Here is a 16412-nt window from a genome sequence, read left to right on the forward strand (position 1 = left end):
GTGGGGGGCACACGTTAGAGCGGCAGAACGGTTAAATTTATCAATTTATAATGGTCAGTCTTTAAATTTCGCAATTTTCTTACGACCGAGATCATAAGACAGCCTGAACGCTTCCTGATTACTGCCGCTGCTTTGCGGTGTTTGATGGAAACTGGCTATAAACTGACCCTTTAATCCTTTGTAAAGAAATGGCGTATAAATAAGATCGATACGGTTGTAGGTTTTGAATTGATAGTATGCGTCGCCGTAGGTGATGTTGTGGCCTTGGCCTTTGTAAAACTCGTCATTTAGTGCAAAGCGCTTGTAGCTTAGGTACACATTAGCAACAAAGCCTTTTGGCTTTTTAAAGCCGCTTACATTACGCTCTCTTTCGAAAGACATCATACCGCCTGCTTCTACCGTCAGAGAGTCAAACATGGTTTTGTGGCTCAAATCAGCCCCAAGCTTTATTTGCAAAGCACCATTATCGCGTATGTGATCATTGGGAATATCAATCGCCGGCCCGGCATCATGCAGTATAAATAGATAATGTGCAATGTAAAATGGGCCCAAAGGCTGGTACTTGCCCGACAGGCCGAAGAGGAATTGTTCCCTATCGGTGTCTGTTTGTCGGCTTACCCAGTCTATCCAGAGATTCTCGCGAAAGTTACCAGTGTGGTAGCTGGTGTACAAGCCTTCTATATTCGGGCGAAAATAACGCAACGTATCATTCAGCATTGATCTTGGGTAATCCGTTAGCAAACCTTCCCTCGGGAACTCGCCACCGTTGAAGAACCAGTTCTTGCCGTTGTGCTCGTAGTAAGCTACTGGGTCCACATGCAAAAAGTAGGGTTTACCGCCAAACTCGTGCAGGCCGTTAGCTCCCACAACAAAACGGTTCGTGCTGTCCAGATTTAAGCCAACATCAAGTGCGAGGCGGGTGCCCGAATAGGTACGGGAGCGCTTCAGGAATTCCTTGTACTCGCGGTTATCAAAAAACACCGAGCCATTAAAGTGGACGTCCAAAGTTTGTGCTATACCACTGCGGCCAATTATAACAGTAAGTAGCAGTAATAAGTATATCTTTTTAATCATAATAAGTGCGTCATTCTACAATAAAAGTTAATAGGGGACTATTCTTCGCGCCTCTAAATGGTTCAGTCCGTATAGAAAAGAACAGTGCGTACTTTCCTTTTTGCTTCGGCGCCTTCACTGTCATGAGATAGTTTACGCTTGCTCCTTTTTTTATAATGATGCTTTTGAAGCTTAGCGGCGCTTGCTGCACGTCAATAATGTCCATCCTTCCTTTGAAAAAGCAGGCCTCCAGAAAAGCCGGATGTGTATAGCCGCTGTCGGCAAAGCTTACATCAAAAGGATATGGGTTAGTTAGCGTAAGGTCAAATTGTAAATACTGACCCGGGTGCGCGGTAATCATTTTCCTGTGCGGGTCTATAGCTATTTTCTGGTAGGTACGCACATCATTCACCCAACCACCATACCAATCATCACCCTCACTCCTGATAGTGTCGGTAGATACGCCCGGCAGCGGATCGCTCAGCAGCAAGTAAGCCCGCTGGTGCTGCAGGCTGTCTTCCATCGGCCAAATGTCGAACATTGTGCGACCGTAGTAACGCGAGTCGTAGGCAAAACCTTTGAATGTCCGGTTGTAGAAATCGTATTTAGACGGATTTTGAAAACCGTCATCCATAATCATATAGGCGTTGCCAGCTTTGTTATGCACTGCCTTGGCCCAGTCTTTAAAGCCGTAGTAGGTTTGCAGTACCTGTATTTGTTTAAGATAAGGGAGACCCAGCATTAAAGAAACACGCAAGATGATGATAAGAATAATGTTGATGATTGAAAGCACCACAAACCAGCGCGGAAAGCCATTTGTGCTTTGCAGGTGAATAAGTGCTAATACCAGCAGCGGAATAAAACCAATTAAGGTATAATGCGGCTGTACGTTGGCATAAAAGGTATTTAAAAGAAAAAAGCCGAAAACTCCTATTAAATTGAACTTTAGAGTGCGGGTAAATTGATCAGTAATGCGGGCAAAAGCGCTTTTGTAGAACAGGTACCAGCTGCTGATTATACCGCCAAGTAAAAGCTGGCCTGCTATAAACACCAACGAGACTTCAAGCTTATAGGGCTTTTCGGTAGCACGCTCAAATAATTGATAGTTTACTGCCGGAAAGTCCCGGTGAGCCTGCCATAATATATGCGGTGTAAAGCAAAGCAAGCCCACTGCAATGGCCAGGTAAAACGTACGGCGGGTAAATAACCTGGGGTTTGAAATAACCGTAAACCCCAGTAGCAATACGCCGTGATACTTACTGTAAAGCAGGCATGCAGCAATAACACCAATAATAAGGGCTGTCAGCCAGCTATCTTTCTCAAGATACTTTTGATAAGCATAGTAGAATAACACCGCGAAAAAGAACAGCGGATTATCCGGCGTTGTAGTAAAGGCGTATACGTGTATAACCAAAATACCCGATACCAGCAACATGAACCACTTTGCGCTTACTGAATACTTTTTTACGATAAGCCACAGCAGGTAAATAGCAAGTCCGTTGGTTAATACGGCAATCAGCCGGGTGCCAAATTCGTTGTGAAAAAAAGTGTCGCCTATTTTGATGAAGAGCGCCATCATGGGCGGGTGATAGAAGTAACCCCAGTCCAGCTTTTGCGCATAAAGCCAATAATAAGCTTCATCCGGGTGTAACTCTATGGTGCCGGCCTGCAGTAGGTTGAATGCCGTCCAGCACAGGATGAAATACCATACAGGTTTGTCGGACCGGTTACTATCAATTATGGTATTTGTCATTTATTGTGCTCTGCCGCAAAGGTAAAATAAAACGCACAAGCACACGAGTTTCTTACCTCAACAATAATTTAGAGCTTACGCCCGTAAATCCAGTCGAAAAGTTGAATATTTGGAGCATGATAGAAAAACAGATTGATATTATGAGGCAGCCCCGCCTCAAGATAATTGAGACGCTAAGCACCTTCACCATAGAGCAGCTGAATACCATACCTGCCGGCTTTAGTAACAACATCATCTGGAACCTTGGGCACATGGTTGCTGCCCAGCAGGGCGTATGCTACAAACGCGCAGGCCTGCCATTATGGATAGACGAGCCGTTTTTCAACACATATAAACCTGAAAGCAAACCTGAGCGCTTTTACGCAGAAGAAGATTTGGAGAAAATAAAAGGTTTACTGCTAACCAGCCTGCACCAACTGGAGCGCGATTATAAGAATGGCATATTTACCAACTACCCTGCCTGGATAACCCGATACGGTGTAGAAATAGCCAGTATTGATGATGCTGTGGCTTTCCTGCCCTTTCATGAAGGATTGCACATTGGGTATATCATGGCTATAAGGAAATTGGTGTAGCGCCTCCAAAGTCTTATAAAGTATCAATTTCAACTTGATTTTGCTAAGGTGTCCATTGCATTGGAAAGCTTTCGCTGAAACATTGACAACCCTAAAATTGAAAGTATAAAAAAAGCCCGGATAAACCGGGCTTCGTTATTTTGATAGGGTTCTTTAAACACCTAATAGTAACCGTGTAGGGTCTTCCAGTAACTGTTTAACTCTTACCAGGAAACTAACCGACTCACGGCCGTCGATGATGCGGTGATCATAAGATAATGCCAGGTACATCATCGGGCGGATAACTACTTGTCCGTTTACCGCAACAGGGCGCTCGATAATATTGTGCATACCTAATATAGCAGACTGCGGCGAGTTGATGATAGGTGTAGACATCATGGAACCGAATACACCACCGTTGGTGATAGTGAAGGTACCACCGCTCATTTCTTCGATGGTCAGCTTGCTTTCGCGAGCCTTTCCTGCAAGTACCACAATGGCTTTCTCAATCTCAGCAAGGCTCATGCTCTCCGCATTGCGGATCACCGGAACTACCAACCCTTTAGGCGCAGATACTGCGATAGAAATATCAGCAAAATTGCTGTATACAATTTCTTCGCCTTCTATACGGGCGTTTACTGCAGGCCATTCTTTCAATGCTTCAGTAACTGCTTTGGTGAAGAACGACATAAAGCCTAAGCCAACACCGTGCTTTTCTTTAAACTTATCTTTGTACTTGCTGCGCACCTCCATTATTGGCGACATATCCACTTCGTTAAAAGTGGTCAGCATGGCGGTCTCGTTCTTAACAGCAACAAGACGTTTTGCTACTGTTTTGCGCAACGACGACATCTTTTCGCGCTTATCAGTTCTGCTACCAGGTGCAGCAGTGGGAGCCGAAGCAGGCGCCACCGCGGCAGGCTTAGCAGCCGGCGCGGCAGCAGGTTTTTGCGCGCTAAGAGCATCGCCTTTGGTTATGCGGCCATCAACACCTGTACCGTTTACAGATGATGATTCTACACCCTTTTCGGCCAATATTTTTGCAGCAGCAGGCGACGGTGTGCCGGATGCATATGTAGTTTGTTTTGCAGCAGCTGCACCCTGTGGCGACTCGCTGATAGCAGCTGCAACATCAGGCGTTACCTGTGTAGCAACTTTACCGCCTGAGACACCTCCATCTTCAATGGTACAAACAACCGCGCCAATTGGCAGGGTGTCACCTTCGTTGGCTATAGTTTTTAACGTACCTGCTTTCTCGGCAGTAAGCTCAAAGGTTGCCTTGTCAGACTCCAGTTCAGCAATGGCTTCGTCCATCTCCACAGTGTCACCATCTTTCTTTATCCAGCGGGATAAAGTAACCTCAGTGATAGATTCGCCAACAGTCGGTACTTTTATCTCTAAAGTTGATGAACCTGAAGCAGGCGTACCGCTTTGATCAGGCGCAGGAGCGTAACCATTTGCAGGCACCTCCGGGCTAACCGCTGTTGCAGGTGCAACAGCTTCCGCAGGAGAAGCAGTCGTTTTTTCTGCAACAGGTGCAGGGGCGGCAGCTGCACCACCTTCTTCTATAGTTGCAACCACAGCGCCGATAGGTAATACATCGCCTTCGGCAGCTTTAGTGCTTAAAGTACCCGCCTTTTCGGCAGTAAGCTCGAAAGTAGCCTTATCTGATTCCAGCTCAGCTATCACTTCGTCCATTTCCACATGGTCGCCATCCTTTTTCTTCCAGGATGCCAGTGTTACTTCGGTTATGGATTCGCCTACCGGCGGAACTTTTATTTCTAAACTCATTTTGTAGTAGTTGTAGGTTTATTAGTGAGTAGTAAATGGTAACAGGTGAGTAGTAAAGCCTGGTGATTGGCAATTAGCAACTAATTTACTATTCGCCAATCACCATCTATTAATCAATCCGCTCCTGCGTTTGCCATCTTTTCAGTAGTCTTCTTTATCGTTTCTTTTACCGCTTTTCCGGCAGGTGCTTCAAAAGCTTTAGCTACAATATGCGTTTGCTGTGCTGCGTGCTGCTTGGCAAAGCCGGTAGCTGTACTTGCACCTTCCAGGCGGGATATTACCTGCAGATTAAGGTGTGTATCGTTATGGAACTTACGGCAAATGTATGGCCATGCACCCATATTTTCCGGCTCTTCCTGCACCCAAATAAATTCGGTTGCTTTTTCATAGCGGGCTTTCATTTTTAGTATCTGCTGTATAGGCGTTGGATACAATTGTTCAACACGAACTATAGCAACATCCTTACGTTTGTCAACCTGCTGTTTCTCAAGCAAGTCATAGTATATTTTACCAGTGCAAAGCAGCACACGTTTAACCTTCTTAGCATCAACGTAGCTGTCATCTATCAGTTCGTAAAACTTACCGCTGGTAAAATCGCTTATTGGTGATACGCATTTAGGACTACGCAACAAGCTTTTTGGTGTAAAAATAATAAGCGGCTTGCGGAAATCGCGGTGCATCTGCCTTCTTAATATATGAAAAAAGTTAGCCGGTGTGCTGCAATTGGCAACCTGTATGTTGTCATCTGCGCAAAGCTCTAAAAAGCGCTCTACACGTGCCGATGAGTGCTCCGGTCCCTGGCCTTCATAACCGTGTGGCAGCAGCATTACTAATCCATTACCACGCTGCCATTTAGTTTCGGCGCTGGCGATGTACTGGTCTACTATAATCTGTGCACCGTTAAAAAAGTCACCAAACTGTGCTTCCCAAATAGTAAGCGCGTTAGGATTGGCCAAAGCATAACCATATTCAAAGCCAAGTACACCGTATTCTGACAGCAGGGAATTGTAAATGCTCAGCTTAGCCTCAGTCTCGATAGTTGCAAGAGGCGTATATTCGTTCTCAGAATCGGCAAGGGTAAGCACCGCGTGGCGGTGCGAGAAGGTACCGCGTTTAACGTCCTCACCGCTTAGCCTTACCGGGAAGCCTTCTTTTAATAAGGTACCGTAAGCAAGTAATTCGCCCATAGCCCAGTCAAACACTTTGGTAGTGTTTACCATAGCTCTGCGGTCTTCAAATAGCTTTTCTATTTTCTTGAAAAATTCTTTTCCCTCCGGCAGGGTGGTTAATTTGTTTCCTATTTCTGTAATGTCCTGTTCAGTGACAGAGGTATCAATAGAGCTTATCAGTTCTTTATGATTGGCCAGGTGCAGGCCTGTCCATGCGCCTTCAAACATCGGGATGGTATCTGTAAACCTGTCTTCAGCCTTAGATTCATCCAGCATCTGTTGCAATTCGGCGCGGAAGGTTTTCTCCAGTTCTTTTGCGTAATTGGCATCTATGCTGCCTTCTTCAATCAGCTTTTTGTTGTAGATCAACAATGGGTTAGGGTGCGCCTCTATGGCTTTATATAACACCGGTTGAGTGAATTTTGGTTCATCCGACTCGTTGTGGCCATAACGGCGATAACAAAGAATATCAATAAAAACATCCTCATTAAACACCTGACGGTATTCCATTGCAAGGTTTACCACGTATGCAAGCGCTTCTACGTCGTCACCATTTACGTGGAACACCGGCGAAAGTACGGTTTTAGCAACGTCGGTACAGTAAGTGCTCGAACGTGCGTCTTTATAATTGGTTGTGAAACCAATTTGGTTATTAATAACGAGATGTATAGTGCCGCCGGTTTGATAACCGTCCAGCTTCTCCATCTGCAGTACTTCGTAAACAATGCCCTGGCCTGCAACGGATGCATCGCCATGTATTAATATTGGCGCAATTTTTTTATTGTCGCCATTGTATTTAAAATCAATTTTTGCCCGAGTAATGCCTTCTACAACAGGATCTACTGCTTCCAGGTGCGAAGGGTTAGGGCAAAGGCTCAGGTGAACTTTTTTACCATTCTTAGTCTCTATGTCAGTAGAGTAACCCAAGTGATATTTAACGTCGCCACCAAAGGCCGATTCAGAATCGTAGTTCTTGCCTTCAAATTCAGAGAATACCTCTTTGTAGGTTTTCTCCATAATATTGGTTAACACGTTCAAACGGCCACGGTGCGCCATACCAATAATGAACTCCTCTATACCCAGTTCAGCGCCCTGATGAATTACAGAATCTAATGCAGGGATCAACGCCTCAGCACCTTCAAGTGAGAAACGTTTCTGGCCCAGGAATTTTGTACCCAGGAAGTTTTCGAACGTAACGGCCTCATTTAGCTTGGCCAGCATTGCCTTTTTCTCTTCAACCGAGAACTTTGGCGTATTGCGGCGGCTTTCCATGCGGTCCTCAAACCACTTTAGTTTTATTGGATTGCGCAGGTACCGGTATTCGGCACCAATGGTTTGGCAATAGGTATCTTCCAGCATCTGGCGGATGTCGCGCAGTTTAGCCGGACCCATACCAACCTCATGGCCGGCATTGAAAACGGTATCCAGGTCTGCATCGCTCAACCCAAATGTTTCCAGTTCTTTTCCAGGAAAATACTTGCGGCGCTCGCGTACAGGGTTTGTTTTGGTGAACAGGTGACCGCGGGTACGGTAACCATTTATCATGTTCATCACGTTTATCTCCTTCAGCAAGTTTTCGGGTGTTACGGCGGCTGTTTTAGCAGTGCCCGCAGGCTGCGATGCCTTACCAAAATCAAAGCCTTCAAAAAATTTCTGCCAGCCGTAATCTACGGATTCAGGGTCTTGTTTGTAAGCTTCGTATAAAGAGTCGATGTAGGATGCGTTTCCGCTATCTATATAATTGAGGCGATCCATGAGAAACCAATCTTGTAAAACGGCACAAAATTAAACATAATAGTACAATATGCCGAACATTATATGTTATAACTTTCTCCTGCCGTTTAGGTTTAAAGTTATTTTTAAGAAAATGACGTAAGGGTGTTGCGCATCTTCTTCGATTATGAAAATTCAATCAAGCTTCTTACCCACAGCATTTTTATAATTTTTTATTCCTTTGTTAATAGCACGTAGTAACGATTTCTTGCCATTTGCATCCTGCATAAGCTGCCATATCATTACTCCGGCGGCTTTATCCAGTGCAAGTTTGGTTTTTGCCTTGATGGTAGGTATGCCGTTGTAATACATTGTACCGCCCGCAGGTAACACTACTTCGTCCTTATCCTCAGCTCCGGGAAACTGATCTACAACATCTTTATACGTCATATCGGCAGGTGCACCCTGCCCAAATCCATAAGCGTAAAATGGAACACCAAGATTCAGCTTTTCTTTTGGTATACCCCGGCCTGTCCAGTAGGCAATATCCTGAACGGCCATGTCATACGGCGCATGCTGCCCCGGCTTGGCCTGGTTCCAAGGCCCGGTTTTATCATAGCTCATAATGTTTACAAAATCAAACCGTGCGAGTGCTTTATTGGTATATCGCTCGGCATAGTAGCCGGCTATAGCTGCGGTCATGAGTTTGCCATGCGCTTTTAGAGAGGCCGATAGCCCGCTTACAAAGCTTTCATAATCCTGGTTTATCATATGCCCTTCAAGATCTACATCTATGCCGTCTGCATTGTTGTCTACAGCCAGCTTAACCAATGCATCAATAAGCTTTGTCTGCCGGTCGGCTGCAAGCAATGCTGGTAAATATTTCGGCGGAGACCCACCTCCGAAGGATAGCAGAACAAGTACATGCTTGCGGTGCGCGAGCTTTACTACCTTATGCAAGTCTATCGGCGCAATAAAGTTTCCTGCGCTGTCCGGATTTACAAAGGCTATATTTAGATGCGTGATGTTCTTCAACTTGATGTGTTTTACCTGCTCAAGTAAATTGATGTTATTACGGGTGTAACCCACCACCATAAATTTACAGTCCTGCTGCTGAGCAATACTTTTTAAGCTTAAAAATACCAGCAACAGCAGCCAGCCACATCTTTTGTTCATCTAGCAAATCTATCAAAGCGCAAACAACTCTGTCTGTTTCACAACAACTTTAAAAATTTTGGATTAACAGCGGTATCAACCTGAATGGTTTAATGCAGAACTTTGTGCAGGTATGCACGGGCGCGGGAAACACCTTCGAACAGCACGGCAAGCAAGCCGATAATAATTGTATATTGTTCAAAAGAGTTCATATACAAATATATACGCTTGTGAGAGGGTTTTATTATTTGTTTAAGCAGATACTTTGCTTGGAGTAACCGGGAGCCAATAATTAACGGAATCCTGCTGCGCTAAAGGTTTAGTTGCGTTAAAGTAGCGCGTACTTTTACTATCGCTGCCTACGCCGGCTATAAATGCCCAGTTACCCCAGTTGCTGGCTGGCGAGTAGTCGATAAGTTTTTCTTCGAAATAGAGTGCACCTTTTGTCCAGTCTACCTTAAGTTCGTTGGTAAGGTATGCGGCTAGTGCCTGCCTGTTGTAATTGCTGATGTAACCTGTAGCGTTAAGCTCATGCATGGCGGCGTCAATAGTTGCCACACCGGTTTCACCGTTTTTCCATTGTTCAAAAAGCTCATCTTGGTTGCTTGCGGCTTCGGGTGCGCCACTGTTAAAACCTTCTGCACGGAAAAACTTCTGACCATGTTTTTTAAACATAAACCTGAAGTAATCCCGCCAAAGCAAATCAAGCATCAACTGGTCGCCGTTTTGGAAATGGTTCTCGCGTTGCTGCCTTACAACTTCCCAATAAACCTCCCGAGGAGACAGGCATCCTACTGCAAGCCATGGTGACAAGCGCGATGCAGCATATCCAACCACTTTGCCGCTTTGCTTACAACCAAAATACTGCTGCAGTTGTTCCAACGCTACTGTTTCGCCCCCGGTGTATTTTTGCGTGGCTCGTGCATCATCAACAGGCTCCGGCACCCCAAGGCCTGCAAGTGTAGGCAGCTCACCAGAATCGGCAATCAATGGAGTAGAAACGATTTCAGGAGAGGCGGTAACCTGCCGCACATTACTATCACGTTCCACCTTTTTCTTAAAAGTGACAAAGCTATCGGGAATGTCTTTAATTGGAAATGGCAGGTCCTCTTTATGGTACATGGTATGCCCGATAAAGTGTTTAAGGTTAAGCTTCATTTTCCACAAAGCCGCCTCCACCCTTTCAGATACTTCGGTTTCCTCAGGCGCTACCTCACGATGATGATATACTTCGCTAACGTGATATTCTTCGGCAAGCTGCGGGATGATCTCCGCCGGGTCCCCGGTACGGATAATGAGATCGCCGCCAAGTTTTACAAGATTGCTGCGCAAGTCCGCAACGGACTCCACGAGAAAGCGAGCGCGAAAGCTTCCAGTCTTTAAACTGCCTGAGTCGGCCGTTCTAAAATAATAGGGATCAAAAACATATACCGGCAGGATGTTATCCGCTTTGCGCACCGCCTCAGATAATATTTCATTATCATGAATGCGCAAGTCGTTTCTAAACCAAACCAATATTGTTTTTTCACTCATATGAACAATAATCTAAACCTATTTAGATTGATTACAAAAATGCGAAATATTTATGAGTAAAAAATAAGCCTAATTAGATATGACAAGGTGCTAACATTTTGGCACTACACAAAGTGTTGCATTATGCTGATTTTGAACGTTCCGCCAGATACCTTAGATTGAATATAAACAGTTCCAAATAATGGCTTACTCCCTATTTTAACATAAGCATGATAATTGCTGTAGTAATAACACCGTATATTTAGAGTAATTAATTTATTATGGCTACAACAGAAAGCATCCAGAACGCTTACATCGACTTTGTGCTCACCGAAGGAGAGCAACCTAAGTCTGTCTACACATTTGCAAAGAAAAACGAAATGCCAGAAGAGGAATTCTATCGCTACTTCGGCTCGTTTGATGCGGTGGAACAAAGCATCTGGGCCGATTTGGTAAAGAAAACAATCACCGAAATTCAGTCCCAGGAGATATGGCCGCAATATTCGGCACGCGAAAGGGCTTTATCGTTCTTTTATAGTTTTTTCGAACTGTTAAAGAGCAGCAGAAGCTTTGCAGTTTACAGCCTTAAAAAGAACCGTGGAATGGGCACACCAAAGGTATTGGCGCAAGCAAAAGATGCCTTTGAGGAATTTGCAGGCGGGATACTGAACGAAGGACTGGAGACCAAAGAGCTTAGCGACCGTAAATTCTTCAGCAAGAGATATAAAGACGGGCTTTGGGTTCAATTTGGCTTCGTGCTGAATTTCTGGGTAAATGATGATTCTGCCGGTTTCGAGAAAACAGATGAGGCAATTGAGAAAGGCGTGAATGTAACATTTGATTTGTTCCAGCGCTCGCCGATAGACAACCTTTTTGAATACGGTAAGTTCCTGGCCAAAAACGGCGGGTTTAAAGAAAAGATGGGGCTGTAATAAACCCCGCATTTATCAACTAATTAGATACACTTGAGCGAAAATCAAGCCCTGCATTACAACACACCTTCAACCGAAGAAAACCTGAAAGGAGTAGCCGCCATTTTTGATATGGATGGCACCCTTATAGATAATACGCCTTTTCACTTTAAAGCCTGGCAGCAGGTGTTTGAGAAGTATGGTTTACCGGCACTTACCAAGGAAACATATCAGGGTGAGATAAGCGGGGTACCAATACCTAATACGGTAGAAAAGTTTTTTGCCCAGGTACAAGGTGCCGCCCCCGACCTGATAGCAGAAGAAAAGCAACACCTTTACCAGGTAGCATTTAAGCCCTATTTACAACCTATAAACGGATTGGAAAACTTTTTGGCAGAACTAAAGGACTCAGGCATGAAAATAGCCCTGGCTACTTCTTCCAGTATGGCCGACGTGGATTTTATATTTAACGGTATATCCATCAGGCAATACTTTGATGTGATTGTAACCGGCAATATGGTGAGCAAACCGAAACCAAACCCGCAGATATTTTTAAAAGCTGCCGAACAGCTGCATGCGCTCCCGGAAAAGTGCCTGGTGTTTGAAGATTCTACCGCGGGCCTTAAAGCTGGCCATGATGCAGGTATGAAAGTGGTTGGTATTACTACCGCGCATGCTGCAGAAAAGATAAAACAGGTGGCAAACCTGGTTATAAATGACTATGCCGGCCTTAAGCTGCAAGAGCTGGCGGTATTATTTGACGATAAATAATGAGCGATAACACATCAAAAGAACAGAACAGCATTCCAACCACCAAGGTTGAAAGAAGCGCGAAGTTTGTTAAGACCGGTTTTAAAATTGGTAGTAACTATATAAAGCATTATTCGAAAAAGCTTTTTAACCCAGACCTTGATCGTAGCGAACTGAACGAAGACAACGCTACTGATATCTATCAATCATTAAGTGAGCTGAAAGGCAGTGCGCTTAAAGTTGCCCAGATGCTAAGCATGGACAAAAACCTGCTGCCGCAGGCGTATGTAGATAAGTTCACTCAATCGCAATATAATGCCCCTCCGTTATCAGGCCCGCTGATTGTACAGACATTTAAAAAATACTTTGGCAAAACACCTGATCAGATATATGATAAATTCAATATCCGTTCTACCAATGCTGCATCAATCGGACAGGTGCATGAGGCAGAACTAAATGGTAAAAAACTCGCTGTTAAGATCCAGTACCCTGGTGTTGGCGACTCTATCTCATCTGACCTGAAGCTTATCAAACCCTTCGCTTTCCGTATGCTGGGCATGAGCGAAAAGGAGCTTGACATTTACATGCGTGAGGTAGAAGAACGCCTGCTTGAAGAAACCGATTACGAACTGGAGGTACGACGTTCCATACAGTTTAGCGAAGCGTGCAGCGTACTTGATAACGTTGTGTTCCCCAAGTATTATCCGGAGCTATCCAGTAAGCGTATTATTACCATGGATTGGCTGGAAGGTAAGCACCTGAGAGAGTTTCTGGCCACTAATCCGTCGCAGGAATTGCGGGACACTATTGGCCAGGCGTTATGGGATTTCTATAACTTTCAGCAGCACGAACTTCGCGCCGTACACGCCGACCCTCACCCGGGCAATTTTATGATAACTCCTGATGGCAAACTGGGTGTGATTGACTTTGGCTGTATTAAGGTAATGCCTGATGATTTCTACTATCCCTTCTTTTCGCTTACATCAACAAATCTGTTCGACAATAAAGAAGATACAATTGCCGCATTCCGCAAATTGGAAATGATCTTACCTAATGATACTCCGGCGCAGGTCGAGTTTTATTACGGAATGTTCCGCCAGATGATCAGCCTTTTTGCCAAACCTTATATAACGGACAGCTTCGACTTTAGCGATAAAAGCTTCTTTGATGAACTATTTGGTTTTGGCGAAAAAATATCGCGTATGCCCGAGTTTAAACAGGCGCGCGGCGTTAAGCACTTTATCTATGTGAACCGTACCAACTTTGGGCTGTACAATATCCTGCATGAGTTAAAGGCGAGGGTAAAAACAGATACCTATAAGCCGCACGTGGTAGCCACCGCTTAAATAAAACTTACAAGCGCAAATAAGGACAGGCAAAAACTTATAATCCAGCTAAGGGTAGCGCTTCCGGCCCAGCGTTCTATATCAGAAACCCTACCGGTACCTACATAAGATTTAGACCTGCGATAACAATACACGCCGAAAGCTCCAATGCAAATTATTAGGATTAAAAACGCAGATAAAAGCAGGTTCTGAAAATCGTGAGACAACATAAAAACGTAAAATTGATTTATACGCAGGATTATAAATTTGGATACAACTAATATTAGCTGTAAAACAAAAACTCTACCAACACTAAAAATTACGGTATTTATAGCCTGCTGGTTTATTACCAGGCTCTAATAAACACTGGGGTTTTAACAATAGTGGGAAAAATTCCCCTTTTCGCCATTTCAACGTGGGAACAAAGTACACAAAAGCGGCAAAGCTTTGTTTAATATTGCAGTTGGCTGTTGCTTTATAGTCCTTTTATCGTTGGTCAGCCTGCAACTCATTTATGAATAAAAACATACTTATAACCGGCGGATCCGGTCTTTTAGGCAAACAGCTTACCGCGGAACTTCTAAGTAAGGGCTACTATATTAGCCACCTTAGCCGTAGCCGCGGGAAAAACCCGAAAGTAAAGACCTTTTTATGGGATGTTGCAACCAACCAAATTGATGAGCACTGCATAGACGGTATTGACACCATCATTCACCTGGCGGGAACCGGCATAGCGGATAAACGCTGGACAGATGAACGTAAGCGCGAAATAATACAAAGCCGCACAAGGTCGATCAGCATGATTTACGAGTTGCTACGTAAAAAGGCTCACAGAGTACACTCTGTTATTTCTGCCTCGGGAATTGGCTATTATAGTGATCGTGGTGATGAATTGCTTACTGAGGAAAGCCCGGCTGCGCATGACTTTATGGGTGCTTGCTGCATAGAATGGGAAGATGCTGTAGACCGCGGGCTGGAGCTGGGTTTACGAACTGTTAAATTTCGCACCGGCGTTGTATTGGATAAAAAAGGCGGCGCATTGCCACAATTAGCCTTGCCGGTTAAACTTGGCATTGGTTCGCCCCTGGGCAATGGTAAACAGTGGGTGCCATGGATACACCCTGGCGATGTGGTTGGCATGTACATGATGGCTATAGAGAACGAGGAACTTACAGGAGCTTATAACATGGCCGCACCCCAGCCTGTTACCAACGAAGAGCTGACCAAAGCTGTTGCTAAACAGCTGCACCGCCCATTGTGGGCACCGAAAGTACCGGCGGGTGTTATCAAGTTACTTTTTGGCGAACTGGCTACGCTGGTATTGGGCAGTACAAAAGTTTCGGCGCAGAAGATAATACAAGCTGGTTATCAATTTAAATATCCCGACGTTCAGTCGGCATTGAAAGAAATTTATGGATAAAAGTACCCCGCTTACCATTTTTTGGTTTAGGCGAGACTTGCGGTTAGAAGACAACGCCGGATTATACCGTGCACTTAAAAGTGGCAATCCTGTACTACCGCTTTTTATTTTTGATAAAGAAATTTTGGACGACCTTGAAGACAAGGATGATGCGCGGGTTACGTTTATTTACAAGGCTATAGAAAGCCTGAAAGAAAAGCTTAATCAAAGTAAAAGTGACCTTTATGTAGCTTACGGCACTCCGTTGAATATTTTTAGGCAATTGATAAAGGAATATACCATAGGCGCCGTTTACACCAATCAAGATTATGAGCCTTATGCCGCACACCGCGATAAAGCTATATCTGATCTGTTAGCGGAATACAAAGCAGAGCTTAAAACCTTCAAAGACCAGGTAATATTTGACCGTAACGAGGTACTTAAGGATGATGGCAAGCCGTATACAGTATTTACTCCTTACAAAAACAAATGGCTGCAAAAACTGACGCCATTTTACCTGAAGCCCTACCCCGTAAAAAAGTATCTAAAAAACCTACATCAGTTTAAGGCTCCAACGCTTCCCTCACTTAAGGACATGGGCTTTGTGGAAAGCAGCGCCAGCTTCCCGGACCAGAGTTACGAAAAGCACATTGCCGAGTATGCTAAAACACGAGATTTCCCAGCTATAAAAGGCACCACGCATATTGGCCTGCACCTGCGCTTTGGAACCATCAGCATAAGACAATGCGCTGCTGATGCTCACAATGCACGTGAAAAGACCTGGTTAAGCGAGCTGATCTGGAGGGAGTTTTATATGATGGTGCTATACCATTTTCCTCAAACGATGGATCATGCTTTCCGGCCCGAGTACGATAATATAGCATGGATTAATAACGAAGAACAGTTTAAAGCCTGGTGCGATGGCAAAACCGGTTTTCCGCTGGTAGATGCGGGCATGCGCGAAATGAATGCCACCGGATACATGCATAACCGGGTACGGATGGTAGTAGCTAGCTTTTTAAGTAAGGACCTGTTGATAGACTGGCGGTGGGGAGAGCGTTACTTTGCCCGGAAATTGTTGGACTACGAAATGGCTAGTAATGTTGGTGGCTGGCAATGGGCTGCTGGCAGTGGTACCGATGCTGCACCTTACTTCAGAATATTTAATCCGGAAAGCCAATTAAAAAAGTTCGACCCAAAACTTGAGTACGTAAAGAAATGGGTGCCGGAATATGCTGATTTCAGCAAGTACCCGGCACCCATTGTAGATCATGCATTTGCACGCGACCGATGCTTAAAAGCTTTTAAGGTGGCGCTGAGCAAATAG

Annotated in this window: 12 protein-coding genes; 6 read left to right on the forward strand and 6 right to left on the reverse strand. The window is 44.7% G+C overall.

Translation table 11 applies throughout. From position 1 onward, the window contains the following. Nucleotides 1–54 precede the first annotated feature (54 nt). Nucleotides 55–1074, reverse strand: coding sequence for a hypothetical protein (locus tag DYU05_RS10110; RefSeq protein WP_117382811.1), 1020 nt, complete (start codon nt 1072–1074; stop codon nt 55–57). A gap of 10 nt (nt 1075–1084) precedes the next feature. Beyond that, nucleotides 1085–2806, reverse strand: a complete 1722-nt coding sequence (locus DYU05_RS10115; protein ID WP_117382812.1) for an ArnT family glycosyltransferase — start codon at nt 2804–2806, stop codon at nt 1085–1087. Nucleotides 2807–2946: 140 nt separating this feature from the next. On the opposite strand from DYU05_RS10115, the gene DYU05_RS10120 reads away from it, so the two are divergent. Further along, nucleotides 2947–3381, forward strand: a complete 435-nt coding sequence (locus tag DYU05_RS10120) for a DinB family protein (RefSeq protein ID WP_235853990.1) — start codon at nt 2947–2949, stop codon at nt 3379–3381. A gap of 153 nt (nt 3382–3534) precedes the next feature. On the opposite strand, the gene odhB is transcribed toward DYU05_RS10120, so the two are convergent. The 4 genes from odhB to DYU05_RS10140 all read right to left on the reverse strand — a co-directional run bounded on the left by odhB (nt 3535) and on the right by DYU05_RS10140 (nt 10721). Next, nucleotides 3535–5151 carry a 2-oxoglutarate dehydrogenase complex dihydrolipoyllysine-residue succinyltransferase gene (gene odhB / locus DYU05_RS10125; protein ID WP_117382813.1) on the reverse strand — a complete coding sequence of 539 codons (1617 nt, stop codon included), beginning with the start codon at nt 5149–5151 and terminating at the stop codon, nt 3535–3537. Nucleotides 5152–5264: 113 nt separating this feature from the next. After that, entirely contained in the window at nt 5265–8075 is a 2811-nt protein-coding gene (locus DYU05_RS10130) for a 2-oxoglutarate dehydrogenase E1 component (RefSeq protein WP_117382814.1), read from the reverse strand. Nucleotides 8076–8228: 153 nt separating this feature from the next. Continuing rightward, complete coding sequence (locus tag DYU05_RS10135) at nt 8229–9209, reverse strand: glycosyl hydrolase family 18 protein (RefSeq protein WP_117382815.1); 981 nt, start codon at nt 9207–9209, stop codon at nt 8229–8231. A gap of 231 nt (nt 9210–9440) precedes the next feature. Then, complete coding sequence (locus DYU05_RS10140; protein WP_117382816.1) at nt 9441–10721, reverse strand: DASH family cryptochrome; 1281 nt, start codon at nt 10719–10721, stop codon at nt 9441–9443. A 260-nt stretch (nt 10722–10981) separates the two neighbouring features. Here DYU05_RS10140 and DYU05_RS10145 point away from each other — a divergent pair, with 260 nt between their 5' ends. The 5 genes from DYU05_RS10145 (at nt 10982) to DYU05_RS10170 (ending at nt 16412) form a co-directional block, all read left to right on the forward strand. Further along, nucleotides 10982–11632, forward strand: a complete 651-nt coding sequence (locus tag DYU05_RS10145; protein WP_117382817.1) for a TetR family transcriptional regulator C-terminal domain-containing protein — start codon at nt 10982–10984, stop codon at nt 11630–11632. 33 nt (nt 11633–11665) lie between these two features. Beyond that, nucleotides 11666–12382: an HAD family hydrolase gene (locus DYU05_RS10150; RefSeq protein WP_117382818.1), complete on the forward strand. Its 717-nt coding sequence runs from the start codon at nt 11666–11668 to the stop codon at nt 12380–12382. Continuing rightward, entirely contained in the window at nt 12382–13707 is a 1326-nt protein-coding gene (locus tag DYU05_RS10155) for an ABC1 kinase family protein (RefSeq protein WP_117382819.1), read from the forward strand. The genes DYU05_RS10150 and DYU05_RS10155 overlap by 1 nt, the downstream gene beginning before the upstream one ends. A gap of 493 nt (nt 13708–14200) precedes the next feature. Continuing rightward, the gene (locus DYU05_RS10165; protein WP_117382821.1) at nt 14201–15106 is read left to right on the forward strand and encodes a TIGR01777 family oxidoreductase; all 906 of its coding nucleotides are present in this window, start codon (nt 14201–14203) and stop codon (nt 15104–15106) included. After that, entirely contained in the window at nt 15099–16412 is a 1314-nt protein-coding gene (locus tag DYU05_RS10170) for a cryptochrome/photolyase family protein (protein WP_117382822.1), read from the forward strand. Before DYU05_RS10165 ends, DYU05_RS10170 begins: the two co-directional genes overlap by 8 nt.

Origin of the sequence: Mucilaginibacter terrenus (genome assembly GCF_003432065.1) — a bacterium.
Taxonomy (GTDB): Bacteria; Bacteroidota; Bacteroidia; order Sphingobacteriales; family Sphingobacteriaceae; genus Mucilaginibacter; species Mucilaginibacter terrenus.